The sequence below is a fragment of the Sphingomonas sp. genome, from assembly GCF_041661825.1.
Taxonomy (GTDB): domain Bacteria; phylum Pseudomonadota; class Alphaproteobacteria; order Sphingomonadales; family Sphingomonadaceae; genus Sphingomonas.
On the sequence record NZ_JBAZTU010000001.1, the window covers coordinates 1,208,245 to 1,224,725 of the forward strand.

The 16,481-nt window shown below is 64.3% G+C and carries 19 protein-coding genes; 14 read left to right on the top strand and 5 right to left on the bottom strand.

Going from position 1 to position 16,481, the window contains the following annotated elements; all coding sequences use genetic code 11:
* Nucleotides 1-14 precede the first annotated feature (14 nt).
* Both WC729_RS05565 and WC729_RS05570 read right to left on the bottom strand, forming a co-directional pair.
* Nucleotides 15-257 carry a DDE-type integrase/transposase/recombinase gene (locus tag WC729_RS05565; RefSeq protein WP_372851019.1) on the bottom strand — a complete coding sequence of 81 codons (243 nt, stop codon included), beginning with the start codon at nt 255-257 and terminating at the stop codon, nt 15-17.
* Nucleotides 226-1,014 (bottom strand): class I SAM-dependent methyltransferase, encoded by a 789-nt coding sequence (locus WC729_RS05570; RefSeq protein WP_372850366.1) that lies wholly within the window; start codon nt 1,012-1,014, stop codon nt 226-228. Before WC729_RS05570 ends, WC729_RS05565 begins: the two co-directional genes overlap by 32 nt.
* Before the next feature lie 120 nt (nt 1,015-1,134).
* Here WC729_RS05570 and WC729_RS05575 point away from each other — a divergent pair, with 120 nt between their 5' ends.
* Nucleotides 1,135-1,593 carry an Rrf2 family transcriptional regulator gene (locus WC729_RS05575; protein WP_372850368.1) on the top strand — a complete coding sequence of 153 codons (459 nt, stop codon included), beginning with the start codon at nt 1,135-1,137 and terminating at the stop codon, nt 1,591-1,593.
* A 9-nt stretch (nt 1,594-1,602) separates the two neighbouring features.
* On the opposite strand, the gene WC729_RS05580 is transcribed toward WC729_RS05575, so the two are convergent.
* Complete coding sequence (locus WC729_RS05580; RefSeq protein WP_372850370.1) at nt 1,603-1,821, bottom strand: hypothetical protein; 219 nt, start codon at nt 1,819-1,821, stop codon at nt 1,603-1,605.
* 244 nt (nt 1,822-2,065) lie between these two features.
* Here WC729_RS05580 and WC729_RS05585 point away from each other — a divergent pair, with 244 nt between their 5' ends.
* The 3 genes from WC729_RS05585 to WC729_RS05595 all read left to right on the top strand — a co-directional run bounded on the left by WC729_RS05585 (nt 2,066) and on the right by WC729_RS05595 (nt 4,124).
* The gene (locus tag WC729_RS05585; protein ID WP_372850372.1) at nt 2,066-2,368 is read left to right on the top strand and encodes a hypothetical protein; all 303 of its coding nucleotides are present in this window, start codon (nt 2,066-2,068) and stop codon (nt 2,366-2,368) included.
* 92 nt (nt 2,369-2,460) lie between these two features.
* On the top strand, nt 2,461-3,162 hold the full coding sequence (locus tag WC729_RS05590) for a hypothetical protein (protein ID WP_372850374.1): 702 nt from the start codon (nt 2,461-2,463) through the stop codon (nt 3,160-3,162).
* A 77-nt stretch (nt 3,163-3,239) separates the two neighbouring features.
* Nucleotides 3,240-4,124 carry an alpha/beta fold hydrolase gene (locus WC729_RS05595; protein ID WP_372850376.1) on the top strand — a complete coding sequence of 295 codons (885 nt, stop codon included), beginning with the start codon at nt 3,240-3,242 and terminating at the stop codon, nt 4,122-4,124.
* Nucleotides 4,125-4,145: 21 nt separating this feature from the next.
* Here the strand turns inward: WC729_RS05595 and WC729_RS05600 are convergent, their stop codons facing one another.
* Nucleotides 4,146-4,505 (bottom strand): hypothetical protein, encoded by a 360-nt coding sequence (locus WC729_RS05600; RefSeq protein ID WP_372850378.1) that lies wholly within the window; start codon nt 4,503-4,505, stop codon nt 4,146-4,148.
* Nucleotides 4,505-5,371, bottom strand: a complete 867-nt coding sequence (locus WC729_RS05605; protein WP_372850380.1) for a LysR substrate-binding domain-containing protein — start codon at nt 5,369-5,371, stop codon at nt 4,505-4,507. Before WC729_RS05605 ends, WC729_RS05600 begins: the two co-directional genes overlap by 1 nt.
* Nucleotides 5,372-5,475: 104 nt before the next feature.
* Between WC729_RS05605 and blaOXA the strand changes: the two genes are divergently transcribed.
* The 10 genes from blaOXA to WC729_RS05655 all read left to right on the top strand — a co-directional run bounded on the left by blaOXA (nt 5,476) and on the right by WC729_RS05655 (nt 16,479).
* Nucleotides 5,476-6,315, top strand: a complete 840-nt coding sequence (gene blaOXA, locus WC729_RS05610) for a class D beta-lactamase (RefSeq protein WP_372850382.1) — start codon at nt 5,476-5,478, stop codon at nt 6,313-6,315.
* A gap of 62 nt (nt 6,316-6,377) precedes the next feature.
* Nucleotides 6,378-6,866: a hypothetical protein gene (locus tag WC729_RS05615; protein ID WP_372850384.1), complete on the top strand. Its 489-nt coding sequence runs from the start codon at nt 6,378-6,380 to the stop codon at nt 6,864-6,866.
* A gap of 176 nt (nt 6,867-7,042) precedes the next feature.
* Complete coding sequence (locus WC729_RS05620; protein ID WP_372850386.1) at nt 7,043-7,483, top strand: hypothetical protein; 441 nt, start codon at nt 7,043-7,045, stop codon at nt 7,481-7,483.
* A gap of 155 nt (nt 7,484-7,638) precedes the next feature.
* Nucleotides 7,639-7,899 carry a hypothetical protein gene (locus WC729_RS05625; protein WP_372850388.1) on the top strand — a complete coding sequence of 87 codons (261 nt, stop codon included), beginning with the start codon at nt 7,639-7,641 and terminating at the stop codon, nt 7,897-7,899.
* A gap of 246 nt (nt 7,900-8,145) precedes the next feature.
* Nucleotides 8,146-8,478 carry a hypothetical protein gene (locus tag WC729_RS05630; RefSeq protein ID WP_372850390.1) on the top strand — a complete coding sequence of 111 codons (333 nt, stop codon included), beginning with the start codon at nt 8,146-8,148 and terminating at the stop codon, nt 8,476-8,478.
* Nucleotides 8,479-8,564: 86 nt separating this feature from the next.
* Complete coding sequence (locus tag WC729_RS05635; protein ID WP_372850392.1) at nt 8,565-9,143, top strand: hypothetical protein; 579 nt, start codon at nt 8,565-8,567, stop codon at nt 9,141-9,143.
* Nucleotides 9,130-10,809, top strand: coding sequence for a terminase (locus WC729_RS05640; RefSeq protein ID WP_372850394.1), 1,680 nt, complete (start codon nt 9,130-9,132; stop codon nt 10,807-10,809). The genes WC729_RS05635 and WC729_RS05640 overlap by 14 nt, the downstream gene beginning before the upstream one ends.
* A 174-nt stretch (nt 10,810-10,983) precedes the next feature.
* Nucleotides 10,984-11,274 (top strand): hypothetical protein, encoded by a 291-nt coding sequence (locus WC729_RS05645; protein WP_372850396.1) that lies wholly within the window; start codon nt 10,984-10,986, stop codon nt 11,272-11,274.
* 303 nt (nt 11,275-11,577) lie between these two features.
* Nucleotides 11,578-15,294 carry a hypothetical protein gene (locus WC729_RS05650; protein ID WP_372850398.1) on the top strand — a complete coding sequence of 1,239 codons (3,717 nt, stop codon included), beginning with the start codon at nt 11,578-11,580 and terminating at the stop codon, nt 15,292-15,294.
* Between the two features lie 282 nt (nt 15,295-15,576).
* Nucleotides 15,577-16,479 (top strand): HNH endonuclease, encoded by a 903-nt coding sequence (locus WC729_RS05655; protein WP_372850400.1) that lies wholly within the window; start codon nt 15,577-15,579, stop codon nt 16,477-16,479.
* Nucleotides 16,480-16,481 lie beyond the last annotated feature (2 nt).

Genomic DNA, 16,481 nt, shown 5'->3' on the forward strand with positions numbered 1-16,481 from the left:
CGGCCTCGGCGTTGTCATAGGGGTTTGGCGACGCGGCTTATGCTGATGGCGATGCCGCGCGTTTCAAGGCGTCGGCGATAGTCGATGCTGGCATATTGCACGCCGCGGTCGCTGTGATGGATGAGCGCCTCAGGTGCAGGGTTGCGGGCATCGATCGCCATGTCGAGGGCCTCGATCGCCAACCGTGCCTCGAGATGGCGGGCCGGCCACGCCGCCGCGCTGAGATCAGATCCGGCGGGCGATCGCGATGAGGGCAGGTGACGGCACTGGCAGCACGCCTTCTGCCTCCTCCACGCTGGTCCGGATCGAGCCCAACACTGCCGCGCGCCGCGCCTCGTCGAGCGCCGTCCAGACCGGGCTGAACTGAAACAGCCGCGCCGGATCGTCGAGCGCCGCCGCTTCGACCAGATAGTCGTTGCTCGTCTCGACGATCCGTGTCGCCGTAAAGCCCGCCGCGGACAGCGCCGTCTCGAAGCGGGCGGGGTCGCGGAAATGGTTCATGCCCTCGACCGGCGCGGGCTGCGCGACATCGGGGAAGAGCGCCGCGACGCGATCCGCCAGCAACAGGTTCGACGCAGCGCCCGAGGGATGTTTCCAGCTCGCCACGCAGCCGAGCCCGCCGGGGCGCACCACGCGCGCCATCTCGGCCAGGCCCCTGCGCCAGTCGGGGAACAGCATGATGCCGAAGATCGAGAAAGCGGCATCGAAGCACGCGTCCGGCAGGTCGAGCGCCTGGCCGTCCATTACCAGCGCATCCACATTGGGCAAGTCGTGCGACAGCACCGCGGCGACCATGCCCGGCGAGAAATCGGTCGCGAGCACCTGCGCCCCGTCCCGCGCGGCGACCAAAGCCAGCGCGCCCGCTCCGCACGCGATGTCGAGCACCGTCGCGCCCCTGGGCAGGGCCGCCGCCCGCCATGCGGCCTCGGCATAGGTCGAGGTGAAGGCATGGGCGAGCTTCTGGTAATCGGACAGGTCGTCCCAGAAACGCGCATCGTTCAGGTTCAGGCTCATCATGGCTCCGTTGCGCTGGCCGGGCGCCGCCGGCGATGAGACCTTATCTCAAGTAACTTTTGATGTGTCGAGTCATGATCGCGGCTTGCCATCGCGGCGGACAATCACGACACAGGCTGGATGAGGACGGACAGCCGGCTTTCGCGCATGCTGCACGTGCTGCTCCACATGGCGCGGCACGAAAGGCCCGCCACGTCCGAGACGATCGCCCGGATGCTCGGGACCAACCCGGTGGTGGTGCGCCGCACGATGGCGGGCCTGCGCGACGCCGGCTATGTCCGCTCGGAAAAGGGGCATGGCGGGGGCTGGTCGATCGCGTGCGACCTGAGCCAGGTGTCGCTGCTCGATATCCACCGTGCGGTGGGCGGCCCGACTCTGTTCGCGATCGGCAATGAAAGCGACAATCCGGCCTGTGCGGTCGCGCAGGTGGTGAACATAGCGATCGACGATGCGCTACGCGAAGCCGAGGCACTGCTGCTCGACCGGCTGGGCGCGGTGAGCCTGGCCGAGCTGGCGACCGCGTTCGACGCCAGATGCCAGAAGACACTGGGTCCGGTTAGCCAATCCGACGAAGACTAACCAATATGGTTATTCTGTAGTTGCGGGCGCTGCCTTAGGGGAAGTGCCGTCCAGCACGGCATCCGACGGCGCGATCAACTGCGCCAGCAGGCGCTGCAGGTCGAGTGTGCAATGTTCGACCTGCGCCCGCAACAGCCGCCTTTCGGCGACGGTCAGCGTCTTCGTATCGAGATCAAGCGACTCCCGCAGCGTTGCGACGCTGTCGATGATTTTATCCAGCTCGGTCATTCAATTCCCAATGTGGCGCTTCGCGCCAGCTACGCACAGACGGCTGTTTTGGATGCAGCGGGCCGGCGAAAAATTCGCCGGTGCGGTTAGACCGTCGCGCGTCAGCCGGAAATTCACTGGCCCGGCAGGGCGATACAGCCGGATTCTTCCATTCATCTGAGCGGAAGCACGGCCCGACGGAAGTGATGGAACCCGGTCGCTGAGGCCGGGTTGCACGCCTCCTTAGGCCCTTTGGGAGAATAAAATGTCGCCGTCTGTGATGAAAATGGCCCCTGCGGTTGCGGTTATGGTTGGTGCGCTGGGCCTGGGTGGCTGTGCCACCAAAGGCTATGTGAGAGACCAGATCGCCCCGGTCAGCCAGCGCGTCGATGCGCTCGAGACCAGGTTGCAGGAAACCGACGGCACCGCGAAATCGGCACTGGCACAGGCACAGGCCGCATCCGGCCAGGCGCAGAATAATGGCCAGCGTCTGGATCAGCTCAATGCGCGGGTCGATGGTATCGAGCAGCGGATTCAGGCGAACGAGCAGAAGAAGCCGCGCAATTGATGCCGCGCGGCAGCGCGTGCTGATCGGACGGTGATTTCCCTCGTCGGCGCTTCCTTCGGGGCGACGACTATTCATGTCGAGCGCCTCAAGCGATGATCCATGTCCTACTGGCGCTTGCCGGACTAGCGCTGACCGCCCCCGTGCCCGCACGGGCGGCGGACAGCGCCCAGTCCGCTGGGTCGACGCCGGCGGCGCCAGTGAGCGCGGAAGCTGAAGATGCGATGAGCCAATCGGCCGCGACGACGCGCGTTGCCGATTGGATCGCCGCGTCGGGGGACAATGGGTCCCTGCCCTATATCATCATCGACAAGGCGGAGGCCTCCCTCTTCCTGTTCGATGCGACGGGCAAAGCGATCGGCAAGGTTCCGGTGCTGATCGGCGTTGCCGTCGGGGACGACGCCACGCCCGGCATCGGCAGCAAGAATCTCGCCGAGATCGGGCCGGCGGAGAAAACGACGCCGGCGGGGCGCTTCCTGGCGAAATATGGATTGGCCGCCGGAAAGCAAAAAGTGCTCTGGGTCGATTACGCCACGTCCGTGGCGCTCCACCCGATCCCCAAGGGGGCCAGCCCGAAGGAACGGCGGCGCCAGCGGATGCTGTCGCCGACGGCGGACGACAACCGCATCACCTTCGGGTGCGTCAACGTGCCGATGGCCTTTTACGGCAAGAGCGTGCGCCCGCTGTTCCAGAAGAAGGGCGGTTATGTCTATATCCTGCCCGATACCAAGCCGCTCGAGGCAGTCTTTCCCGCCTTGTGGGCCCAGCCTGGCGTGAACGGCAGCGCACCGCGATAGCGGAAAGGATCGGCACGAGGTTTCGGTCGCCCGCGAATTCCTGCTACGCATCGGCCGCTTCCGCCGAAAGGGCCCGCATGCCGACGATTTCCGCCAATGGCGTCCAGCTCCATTATGAGGAACGGGGGAATCCCGAGGGCTCGCCGATCCTGCTGATCATGGGGCTCGGCACGCAGATGATCGCCTGGCCGGATGCGTTCGTCGCGGCGCTGGCGGCGGCGGGGCATCGGGTGATCCTGTACGACAATCGCGATATCGGCCTGTCGACGCATCTCCATGACGCGCCGGTCACCAACCCCCTGCTTGCCTTTGCCGCGCGGCGGATCGGCCTGCCCTTCCGCCACGGCTATGCGCTGAACGACATGGCGGCGGACGCCGTCGCGTTGCTCGATGCGCTGGGCATTCCGGCGGCGCATGTCGTCGGCGCCTCGATGGGCGGGATGATCGCGCAGATCCTCGCCGCCTCCCATCCGTCACGCGTGCTGAGCCTGACCGCGATCATGTCGTCGAGCGGCGCGCCGGGCCTGCCGGGACCCACCTCCGAGCTGCGCCGCCGGATGATCGCCCGGCGCGACCCGAACCCGAGCCGCGAGCAGGCGATCGCGCTGGGCGCCGCGACGCTCGCGCTGATCTCCTTCCCCGACCCCGCCCGGGCGCCGGATGCGTTCCATACCATGGCGGGCCGGGCGTTCGACCGCGCCTATAATCCGCAGGGCGGGCGGCGGCATCTGCTGGCGGTGATCGCCGATGGCAGCCGCGCAGGCCGCCTCGCCACCATCGCCGCGCCCACTCTCGTCATCCACGGCGCGGCCGATCCGCTGGTGCCGCTCGCCAATGGCGCGGACATCGCCCGCCGCGTGCCCGGCGCCCGGCTCGAAGTGATCGAGCAGATGGGGCACGACCTGCCGCCGTCCCAGCTCGACCGGATCGCCGCGCTGATCGTGGAGCATGTGCGCGGCTGAGGGTGAGCAGCCGCCCCGATATCACTGATAGCGCGACATGTTCTCGAACCCCGTATTCGCCTTCGTCATCCTGATCAGCTTCCTGAGACAGGATCGAACCTCCCTCTCGAACCGCCTGTCGTCATGGACGCTCACGCGATCGAACTCGTCCCGGTCGAGAAGGGTTTTGAGCAGATCGGCGAACCGCTTCTGATCGTTCGTCGCCTCGCTGCCTTTGGTGGCGCGGCAGACCCATTCCTCGGCCGCGGCCTTGTCATAATCGTCTTCACTCTCCCGGCCGCGCTTGTCCGCCCTGGCCTGCTCGTTCCGTGACGCGCTGAAGCGGTTTTCCAGCCATGTGCGGACCATCTCGCCGTCCCATTTCTTCTCGGGGTCGCTCATCACGCCGCCTCCGTTATCAGCCAGTCGCGAAACGCCAGCATCGCCGGGTTGGGCGTGCGCGACTTGAGCCAGGTGAGCCAGTAGCGGCCCGTCGTCACTTCCTGCGGGAAGGGGCGGACCAGCGCGCCCTGCTCGATCTGGCGGACGAGCATGGCGGGCGGGGCGAGCGCGACGCCGGCGCCCTGCATCGCTGCCTCGGCCATCGTCACCGAGCTGTCGAAGACGGGCCCGTGGAGCGGCGGGGCGGCGACGGCGGCGGCGGCGAACCAGCGCGGCCATTCGTCGGCGCGGTAGGAGCGGAGCAGGGTGGCGGCGAGCAGGTCGCGGGGTTCCAACAGGGTGCGGGCCAGCGCCGGGGTGCAGAGCGGGGTGAGCGGGGTTTCCAACAGGGCCAGGCTCTCCGTGCCGTGCCACGCGCCGTCGCCGAAGCGGATCGCGACATCGATTCCCTCGCCCGCGATGTCGACGCGGTTGTTGTTGGTGAACAGGCGCAGATCGATGCGCGGATGCGCGGCGCGGAACGCGGGCAGCCGCGGCAGCAGCCAACCCGTCGCGAAAGTGCCGACCGTCGCGACCGACAGCACCTGCACCGCCATGCCGCCGCCAATGCCCTCGACCAGCGCTGCGATGCGATCGAAGCTGTCGGCGAGCGCGGGGAGCAGCGCCAGCCCCTCGTCGGTGAGCGCGAGGCCGCGCGGCAACCGGCGGAACAGCTGCACCCCCAGTCGCCCCTCGAGCCCCTTCACCTGGTGGCTGACCGCAGCCTGCGTCACGCAGAGCTCGATCGCGGCGCGGGTGAAGGAGAGATGCCGCGCGGAGGCCTCGAACGCACGGAGCGCATTGAGCGGCAGATGCGGGCGGACCATGGCCGCGCCATAAGATAATCTAGGGGCTCGTGCCAGCTTTGATCCTTTGCGCGCGCGCGGCCCCGCGGCGTAGCGTGCCGCATCAGCATCAGGAGAGCGGGACCATGACGATCGACCGGCGGACCTTCACCACCAGCCTGCTGCTCGGCGCGGGGGCCGGAATCGCCGGATTGCCGCGGGCCGCGGAGGCGATCATCGCCCCCTCACCGCGCGCGACGCTGCTGATCGACCAGGCGACGGGCAAGGTCCTGCACCGCTCCGGCCAGTGCGCCGCGCGCTTTTCGCCCTGTTCGACCTTCAAGATTCCCTTGGCCTTGATGGGCTATGACGCCGGCATCCTGAAGGACGCGCACACCCCCGCCTGGGATTACGATCCGCGTATCCATGAGGCAGTCCGCGACATCGACAAGGCTAGCACCGATCCGACGCGCTGGGAGAAGGATTCGGTCATCTGGTATTCGCGCGAGATCACCAAACGGCTCGGCGCGGCGAAGTTCAAAGCCTATGTCGACCGGCTGAATTACGGCAATCGCGACGTGACCGGCGACCCGGGCAAGGCGAACGGGCTGAGCAATGCCTGGCTCGGCTCGTCCCTCATGATCTCGCCGGACGAACAGGTCGCGTTCCTGCGGCGCATGCTCGCGCACAAGCTGCTGTCGGCGCAGGCCTGCGCGCGGACCGAAGCGATCCTGCCGGTGTTCGAGGGCAGCGGCGGCTGGCGCGTGCACGGCAAGACCGGGAGCGGCTGGCTGAAGAATCGCGCTGGCGGGGAGGACCGGACGCGCCAGCTCGGCTGGTTCGTCGGCTGGGCGGACAAGGCCGGACCCCGGGGCAAGCGGCGCGTGACCTTCGCGCACTTCCAGATGACCGCCCGGCCGGACCAGCCCGGCGGCTTCACCGCGCGGACCGAGCTGCTCGCGATGATCGGGCGGCTCGCGGGGTAGCCCGCTTGATTCAAAAAGGCCGCGACCCTGCGCAGATGCCCTCCCGTTCCAGGAGGTGCCCGATGATCCCGACCGAGCCGCAAGACGATGTTGCCACCGATATGCCGGACGACGCGGCCGCGGACATCCCGCCCGATGCTCAGCCGACACCGGAGAAGGAGACGGACGAGCAATGGATCCTGCGCTTCCTGGAGGAGAACCAGCACCTCGCCCGCCCGCGCCCCGAGCGTCCGCCGGCACCACCGCCCTCGCCTTGGGACGGGCCGCCCTCGACCTGGAAGGTGCCCGATCATCTGAGCCTGCGGCACCCCAAAGGCGGCTATATGGCGATGGCACTCCTCTCGCGGACAATCGACGATCTCGACGAGGTGACGAAGGGCGAGCGCGCCGCGACCTATGAGGTCGGCATGGCTCGCGAATATTATATCCATGGCGAAATGGAATTGCCGATCCATCGCTTCAGCTTCGACCCGTCCAAATATCAGGTGCCGGTTGCGGACCCGCGATTACCGTCCGTTCCGCATCCACCCAAGAATAGGTCGCGTAAATAGACGTGGCAAAGACTGCCGTACGGATGGCCTCGGCCGGGATGGCAATCCAATCGCTTGACGAATCAGGAACAAAAGAGGATCAAAAGCCGTGGCAAGCGCGACCCTTCCAATATCGGGGGAGGGAGGGATCAGATAACCGCAATTCCATTCTATATCGCCGAGAACGAGGGGACGGCATGTCGACGACGCTGGGAAATATAGCCTATGCCATCCTGATGGCCGGATCTCTGATGACGTCCTGCAGCGAGAAGCCACTCACGCCTGAGAAAGCAGCCGCGATCCGGATCGCGGCGGGTGGCGAGAGATTGCCGGCATCGGCGTCCAATATATGGTTTCGCGAAGTCCATCGTAAGGGTGCGATGCAGAACGTCAGATTTGATGGCCCGCTGGACGAGACGCGACAGTTCGCGGAAGGCCTGCTCAAGAAGGAACTGCGCGTGGACAAGACACCGCTCGCGCAATATTGCTGCCAGGACCTGGATTGGTGGATCAAATCGGCGCCGCCAGGGGCCTTTGTCGGTAATTCGGACATCAATGGCAGATCGGTCCAGGCCGTCATGACTGTCGAGAGCAGCGGCAGAGCCCGCCTCTGGGTGAAGATCTTTGTAAAGGCATGACCGAATTCCGTTCCGTGGTTCCGGCGACAGTGCATTCAGGGTCCAGACCGAAACCCGCTGGTTTGCATTAGTGGACTGTCACCGGAACCCGCGAGACCCGTTGAAATAGGTGGATAATGATAGACGAGATCGACGCAATAAACGCATTGGACATCATGCTGACTCAGCCCATCTTCGTGTCGAAGGGCGAGATTCAGACGATCACCGGCTATGAGCGGGAGGACTTCGAAGAAACGCTCGACAAGCTGCGCACCGACAACGCACTGCAGCCACGCGATTTTCTGATCGTCCAGCAAGCCCTCGGCGCGCTCACCGCGTTCCACATTCCACCCGAGATACTGGTCGAGCGCTTCGGCGAGAACCACGAAGCGGCGATCGACGCGATGATACGGAAGATCAATGATCATCTGGAATGATTTGGGATTGCGGCAACAGTCAACTGACTGTGGTACATATCGGATCGCGTCTTCATTGCAGATGCGGCCTTTTGCGATATGGTAAACTGTCATCGCAACGCCAACGCCCGGATTGCCCTTTATGCAGCTGAACGGCGCCAGCTCGAAGCGCGCCTGAAGGGGTCCGGCATCTATGGCTTCTAGAGCATTTTGGCTTTCGCTGCTTTCCGCACTAGCCCGTTGTGCCTTTCTTCCTGCGAACTCGCGGTGGACATCATCGTCGTGCAGCTCGACGATGGCCGCATAAGCATCGAAACGGACGACGGGGGTAAGTACCCGCCGTGCATTCACAGTATCGATATCTCTCTTGTCGTCCCCGGGGAATCCGGTTCTGAACGCACCGATATATGGAGCGTCTCCCAGATAGGCAGCGTGGAGGATGCGGAGAATTGCAGAAGCAAGATCGTCTATCCGGAGGTTCCTCCGCATTACCGGGGCTGGACCGAGGCGAAAATGGAGGCAGGAAAGGAATATCGCGTCTCAGTGAGTGGCCCTGGTTTCGACACCCGAAAGACCTTCGTGCGACGCGCATTCCAGTAACCGCGGTGGCCTGACCGGCAATAGCGGCGCTGTTTTCGAAGCCCGTCGATTCAACCTTTCCCCACACGCGCGTAATCCTGCGCGGGATGAACAAGCGCCGTACCGCCCTGATCGAGGAAATCCTGCTCGCCGGCATCGCCGACGGCCGCACCCTGGCCGAGATGTGCCGGGAGATCGGCGTCAATCGCAACACCGTGCTCAACTGGACCAAGGACGAGGATTTCGCCGCACGCATGGCCCGCGCCCGCGCACTCGGTTTCGATGCGATCGCCGATCAGATGCTCGAGATCGCCGATGACAGCCGCAACGACTGGGTGGCGCGCGCCGATGCGGCGGCGGGCGACGCCCCCGTGCGCAACCCGGACAATATCGCCCGTGCCAAGCTGCGCATCGACACGCGCCTGCGCCTGCTGATGAGCTGGAACCCGAAACGCTATGGCGCGGCCCAGCCGAGCTTCGCCGGCATGGCGGGCATGGCCGGCATGATCGGCGTCGTCGCCGGCGCGGCCGATGCCCGCGCGCCCGCCGAGCCGGTCGCCATCGCCGCGCGGCTCGCTGCCCTGCTCGCCACGATCGGCACGCGCGCGCCGGAAGACGGCACCCTGATCGAGCATGACCCGACCGATCACGGGGGCGACACGGAGCATGACGATGACCCAGACTGATCCCCTCCAGCCCGATCCGACCCAGCCCGATCCGGCGGCGCTCGATCGCCTGCTCGCCCTCGCCACGCCCGCCGAACGCGCCGAGATCGCCGCCCTGCTCGCCGCCGATGCCCGCGCCGTCCCGTGGCGGCCGCAACCGGGCGCGCAGCTGCGCGCGCTGGAGAGCGACGCCGACATCACTGGCTATGGCGGGGCGGCGGGCGGCGGCAAATCGGATCTGGTCGCCGGCCTCGCCCTCACCCGCCACCGCCGCTCGCTCGTCCTGCGCCGCGAAAAGGCGCAGACCGAGGGCATCGTCCAGCGCCTCGGCGAGATCCTCGGCTCGACCCGCGGCTATTCCAGCCAGAAATCGGTGTGGCGGCTCGAGGCATCGCAAGGCGACCGCCTGATCGAGTTCGGCGGGCTCGACGGCCCGCACGATCACCATAAATGGCAGGGCCGCGCGCATGATCTCATCGCCTATGACGAAGTGACCGAGATGCGCGAGGCGCAGGTGCGCTTCACCATGGGCTGGGCGCGCACCAGCGATCCGGCGCAGCGCGCCCGCGTGCTGATGACGTTCAACCCGCCGACCACTGCGGAGGGGCGCTGGGTGCTCGATTTCTTCGCGCCCTGGCTCGACCCGAAACATCCCCATCCGGCCGAGCCGGGCGAGCTGCGCTGGTTCACCACCATCCGCGGCCGCGACGTGGAGGTGCCGCGCGCCGACCGCTTCGTCCTCTTCAACCACAAACCGCTGCATGATTTCGACCCGGCGGAATTCGGCGCGGAGAAGATCATCACGCCGCGCTCGCGCACCTTCGTGCCCAGCCGGGTGACCGACAATTTCTTCTATATGCGCACCGGCTATGTCGACACGCTGCAGGCCATGCCGGAGCCGCTGCGGTCGCAGATGCTCGACGGCGATTTCGCGGCGGGCGTGGAGGATGACGACTGGCAGGTCATCCCCACGGCCTGGATCGACGCGGCGATGGCGCGGTGGAGCCATCGCGAATGGGTGCCGGAGATGGATTCGATGGGGGTCGACGTGGCGGTGGGCGGCCGCGACGCCTTCGTCATCTCGTGCCGGCACGGCAGCTGGTTCGCGCCGCTGATCCGCGTGCCGGGCCGCGAGATCCCGCAGGATGCGGGCGGGCCGATCACCGCCGGCCATGTCATCCGCCACCGGCGCGACCGGGCGGTGGTGCATGTCGACGTGATCGGATGGGGCCTGACCACCGCCAATTTCCTGACCGAGAACGGCGTGCAGACGATCGCGGTCAACGCTGCCTCGGCGAGCGGCAGCGGCACCGCGGACGGCCGGCTGAAATTCGTCAACGTCCGTGCGGAAATGGTGTGGCGCCTGCGCGAGGCGCTCGACCCGCAGGGGCCGGAGCCGGTGGCGCTGCCCAACGACCCGGCGCTGCGCGCCGACCTGGCGGCCTATCAGTGGAGCGCGTCGGCGCGCGGCATCCTGGTGCGATCGAAGGACGAGATGAAGACCCTGCTCGGCCGCTCGCCCGATGCCGGCGATGCGGTGTGCCTGGCCAATTTCCGCTCGATGAAGATCGACATGTGGGAGGATATCCGCCGCGAGCGCCGCCGGCCCGAGGAGGAAGAGGATATCTACCGGGAGCTGCGCGAAGACTCGGTGGACGATCTGTACCGCGACCTGAGAGACTATTGATTCGGCCATGAGATCGGCGCCGTGCGACGAGCCGAACCGCCTCGCGGGACGAACCGATCCGGTGAATTCCGCACGTCCCGCGAGAGGCTCAGTCCATCGAGTCAGGGTCGAAACGGCCGCAAGCCTGCGCCATCTGCTTGAGCACAGGGGCCTGATTTACCCGAGAGGAATAGCATGAATATCAAGATCTTGAGCACAGCCATCGTCGGTGCCACCCTCGCCATCGCCCTGCCCGCGACCGCGCAGCAGCAGACGCCGCCGAACACGCCTTCATCGACCACCCCGATCCCCCCGTCGGACCCGGTGCCGCAGGCCCCGCCTGCGCCGGCCGACACGACGGCCCCGACACCCGCCCCGGACACCGCGACCACAACCCCGCCGCCGAGCGACCCGTCAGCCAGCTCGACGACCCCGGCGCCCGACGAGACGGCGGATGCGGGGAAGAAGAAGAAAAAGAAGCATTGATCGGCTGAGAGGCTGGTTGAGAGAGCGGCGCGGGGGAGACCCTGCGCCGTTTTGTTTTTAGCATCGCTCTACTTAGTGATGGCAGGCACTGGCCGAAAGCAGGCTACCTGCTTTCGGCGACAAACGCGGAACAATCGATATTGACCGGACGGCTTACCTGGAGATTCATCTTGAGCACCACTGCCGCGCCAAGGCCTCCTTTCTCAGCCACTGGAAGCTTCTAAGCGCTAGCGGCGTAGAAGAATCGTCACCTTAGATGTATCGCGCGTAGCGTAGCCGGTTAAATCCTGCCAATTCCATCCCATGGCCGAAGAAGAAGAGCAATTTTCTACTGCATCCGAAATTCCCGCCGCCATTTTCGCGGAATTGCCGGATTTGCGCGATCGTCTTGCCAAATGGGCTCCAATGGAGTCACTTGCGATGGTCGCGGGCCTACAGCTCGATCCACGCTTCGCCGCCAACACGATCAGGCTTGAGACGACAACCCGGCTGATCTTGTCTGCGTCCTGCGGTCAGCGGGTGCCAAGGCGAGCCGATCTGGACGAACTCTTCAACGTGGATTTGCCGAGCATCGGCATAGACGAGAACGAAGATCCGCCCGAAAATTTCTTCGTCGCCACCGTCGCCACGCGGCGTGGTGCTTACCGTGTTCATCTTGGCGTCTGGGAGAAGGCCGCCTACTTCACAGAAGACTTAATTGAAGCGTTCCAACGCCTGCCCAAGCATCCGCTGCGCGATCAGACGCTGGACGAGGTTCATGCCCTGCTGTCCCTTTCCGATTGCATCGCGCACTGGCGCACGCCTGACTATGCCACCTTCGGCGAAGGCAGCCGCGCCGGCAAAATCGACCTTCCGTCGATGAACGATCTCAAAGCGGGAATGGCCCATGTCGTTTATTCGTGGGCGAACGTCGAGAACCTGGGCATCGATTCCGATTTGCTTATGCCCTTTGCCATGAGGGCGGATGACGACGTGGAAAGTCAGGCTGTCGGCGGCTCTGACATCGAGGCCCGCCCGCTTCTGTTCGACCCAAACGGCCTAATCGTGGTAGCTCCGCATAATCTGACGACGGCGATCCGTCTTCGGCTCGCGCGAAGGGCAGCGAGCTACGCACTCCAACACACGCTCCAGACGCGTTTGCTAGAAGTCCAGGCTGAGCGGGTCCATTCCAGTGGCTTCTTTCTGCCGGCGCTGAATCTGGACGTCTTCGGCGACCAGCCGTTGGGGCACCAACTCACCGAGGTCTCGCCGGGTCGCTTCGTGCTGACGATCCAAATAGCCGATGGATTCGCCGACCCCCCCGCGTTGAGTTTTGGTGGCACCGAGCCTGATTCCAATGCAACGGAAATAATACGGCAGGTATCTCAGGCCGCGCAGGCAAGTGCCCGAGAGAAGGCTGGCTTCCGAGAGGGCCTCACGCTCGTGCTTGCGGGCGGTTGGGGAAGAGGCCGAACTATCAAACTGACCGATGAAATGGAAGCGATCGACTGGCCGCTAGTCTTGATCGAACCCGGTGACGCCGCAGACCTCGGTGGACTTGAGAACACTGACATCGCCGACATCTGGCGCATCACGAAGCAGCTTCGACTTGTTGAAGAGCAGCGCTTCAAGCTGTTCGGTGCAAATGGTTGGGCCAACCTTTTCGGTTGGTGGCGAGAGACCGGCTTCAAACTCGTGCCGGAGCAAGAGGGCATAGAGCCACCTATGCTAATCAATTATCCTACGGACGAGATACTGTCTGTGCGACGCGACGCGGCCCACCGCCTGGATCGCCGACCGCTGCCGATGCCAGACGGCAGCATGGAGATCGTGATGCGCCTCGACCGCGACGTAGCGCTCCACGGCTTTCGGTATCGCTATTGTTCTCCAGCCGCACTGGACCGGGGTGAACTGCTCGGCGTGGTCCTGCTCGGCAAACCGGTGTGGCTGCGCATTCGAAACGGAAGCGGGAAGACGGATCGCGGCACGGCATATGAGACTTGGCAAGCGGCCCTTCACTGGCTGAATATCGGCCTGCAGATGCTCCAGGCCAACAATGTACAACTCGACCCCTTGCCCGTCCTCATCGACTTCGAAATGGAGTTTTCAGAGGACAATCGTCTGGTAGAGGTCGACGACGACGCCGTAAATCGCGCCGTCGTGGTTGCGACCGCGCCGGGTACGCGGTCCGGAACGGTTCGCCTTTCGCCCGACTGGCAGCATGGTCTGCACCGCCTTACCAATTATGCCGAGCTTCGGCTCGCAGCCGCTCTTTTGTCCGTAGTGCTAGACGCGGAAGCCGCATCGCAATCCATCGAGACCCTACACGGCGAACTCTTAGCCTGGGTCGGCTCGGAAGACATCCGCTGGCGCCACTCATTTGCTGCCGACCGCCCAACTTTGCTGCTTTCGACCCATGGTCTTATCCCCCCTTTCGAGGCCGTGCCGGTGACCGCTTCCGCGTTGCTACGCTGTGGCTCTTCCTTCCTCACACGCCCGCGCGAAAGAGGGTCAATCATATCTGGCGCGGACGAATGCTACTCATTTCTCATGCAGGATCATGCAGTTCAACTCGGGCGGCTGCTGGATATCATCGCAAAGTATGACCGCGCGGCCCTCGTCGTCTTAGCACTCGTCCGCTTACAGTCCGCGCTCGCCGAAGACAGCAACTGGCAACGCACCGCCCGAGCGTTGCGCGCGCTTCACGGTATCCAAGACGACGCCGCCCGCAGCTTTGCGCAGCGAAACGAAATTAATGCAGTCATCCGAGGCTGTGCAATAACGGCAGAAGTCGCAGCATCCCACGCACGGTCGGAAGGCGGCCTCGCTGTCGGCGACATGGACTTAGACGAAATTGTCGCCCTTGCGCTTCACGTCTTCGAAAACGCCGAGCAGCTACCCCCAATTCGGGGCGGGTTTGTGAAGCCTGAGCTCAAGATCAGTCCGATCGGCGATATCATGTATGACCATAGCTTTGGAAACACCGCGCTCGTGGAGTCAGCGCGCGGGCGGCATGCCGAAGAACGAAAGCGAGCAGACGAGGCCTATCGTCGGCACTTTGAGCAGGCCAATCCGAGCGACGTCGATCCAGAGTTTCTCGCGGCGATTGCAGCGGAATACGGGGCTCCGTGGGAAGTCTTTCGAGACGTCTTCTCGGCTCTCACTGAAATCGCTGTGCAGGTCAAAGCTGGGGTCTTCCGCATGAAGCGTTCCGTGTTGCTCAAGACGCTACGGGCCGTGCCCTACCTCACCCATGTTGACTTCGAATTGCTGATCGACAATCTGACGCTTCTGTCTCGTGATGGCTGGTCGGACCTGCCAGTGGGTACTAGGTCAAGCGACTTCGACTTCACTCGATTTGACCGGCGGTATTCGATTATAAAGCGGCCGCTGGTCGCGATAACAGCCGGACCCGATCCGCAGATCCTAGTCGCACCAGCGGCCGTGGAGCGCGCCGTCACGCACAATATGAGCGGTGCGCTGGCTGGTGGCCTCCATGGTGATTTCTGGGATAGTGCCGCGATGCGCTCCTATACCGGCAAGGCAGCCGCGCGCGTCGGACTCGAATTTAACGAGAGTATCGCCGACGCGGTGCGGAACCTCGGGCTCACGAGCCTGCCCTCCGTTAATATGACCGACGCACTCAACCAGAAAGGCACCGATCATTTAAAGCGTTTCGGTGACATCGATGTGCTCGCCTTCGACCGGGACGGTCGGCGCGCTTGGGTGATTGAGGCAAAAGAGATTCGATTTTGCCGGAGTATAACCGAGACAGCGGCCAGGTTATCCGAATATCGCGGACATACCGACGTGAGGGGGAGGCGAGATAACTTGCGCAAGCACCTAGATCGAGTTGAATATGTTCGCGCGCACACGGAGGATCTCGCGCGCCGCTATAAGCTCCCGCAAACTCCCGAAGTGCGTGGGCTCGTGGTGGTGGGCAGCCATCAGCCGATGATGTTTCTGCCGAGCCACAAGTCCGTCGACGCGCGGTTCGTCATGGCCTCCGATCTCAGCGAGGTAGATTGGGTAGGAGACTGATTTTCGTCGGTTTACCATGCAGCAACGCTCAAGAATATCGGCAATATCTCCAAAGAGACAGTGAATTCATCTACCCAACAATACTGTAGATCTTATCGAGAATGTGTCTACGTAGTCATCGATATAATGACGACTACTTGGTCATATCTTTTTATTATTCAATGTTACTATCGTCCGTGACTTTACTATATACTTAATATTTATTTCAGTCCGTCGTGACCGCAAACGCCTCCATCCCCGCGACGCCTTTGGCTCCGCCTAGTTTCACGCTATGACCCTCGCATGACCTTCGGCGTCTTCATCCACCGCGCAGACTCGATCTACGAAGACAGCCCGGCCGAGCGCTATCAATTCCCCCGCCCGTACCTGACCCGCGCAGAACCCACAGTCGGCGACTGGATTCTCTATTACGAACCCCGCAAGGTGCGCGGAACGCGCGGTTATTTCGCGGTCGCCAAGGTCCAGCAGATCATTCCCGACCCCGGCACGCCGGGCATGTACATCGCGGTGATCGAGCCGGGCAGCTATCTCGATTTCCCCAACCCCGTGCCCTTTGGCAGCCCTGGCGATCCGGTCGAGCGCGGCTTGCTGAACGAGGCTGGCGCCATCTCCGGCCGGGCGCAATCGGCGGTTCGGCCGATCTCCGCGGCTGACTTCAATCGCATCATCGAGCTTGGCCTTGGCGGGGACGACACGCTGTTGCCGCGCGACGACGATCCCGCGCTTGCCCCCAATCTCGTGCAGGATGAGCGGGCGCCCTTCCAGTTCGAGCAGGAACGCGATCGCATTGGCTATTACGGGTCGCGCATCGTGCGGGATCGCATCTTTCGCCGCGTCGTGCTGCGCGCTTATGACGAGCGCTGCGCCATCACCGGGCTGAAGCTGATCAACGGCGGCGGCCGGGCCGAGGTGCAGGCGGCGCATATCCGGCCGGTCGAGGCGAGCGGGCCGGACATCGTCACCAACGGGCTCGCGCTTTCCGGCACGGTGCACTGGATGTTCGATCGCGGGCTGATCAGCCTGGACGATGATTTGAAGATTCTCGTCTCGCGTCAGATCAACGACCCTGACGGCGTGAGCGCGATGATCAACAAGAGCGGCCATGCCCTGCCGCCGCTGCGCCCGGCCGATCGGCCGCATCCGCATTTCCTGAAGTGGCATCGCGACCATTGCTTCAAAATTTGAGC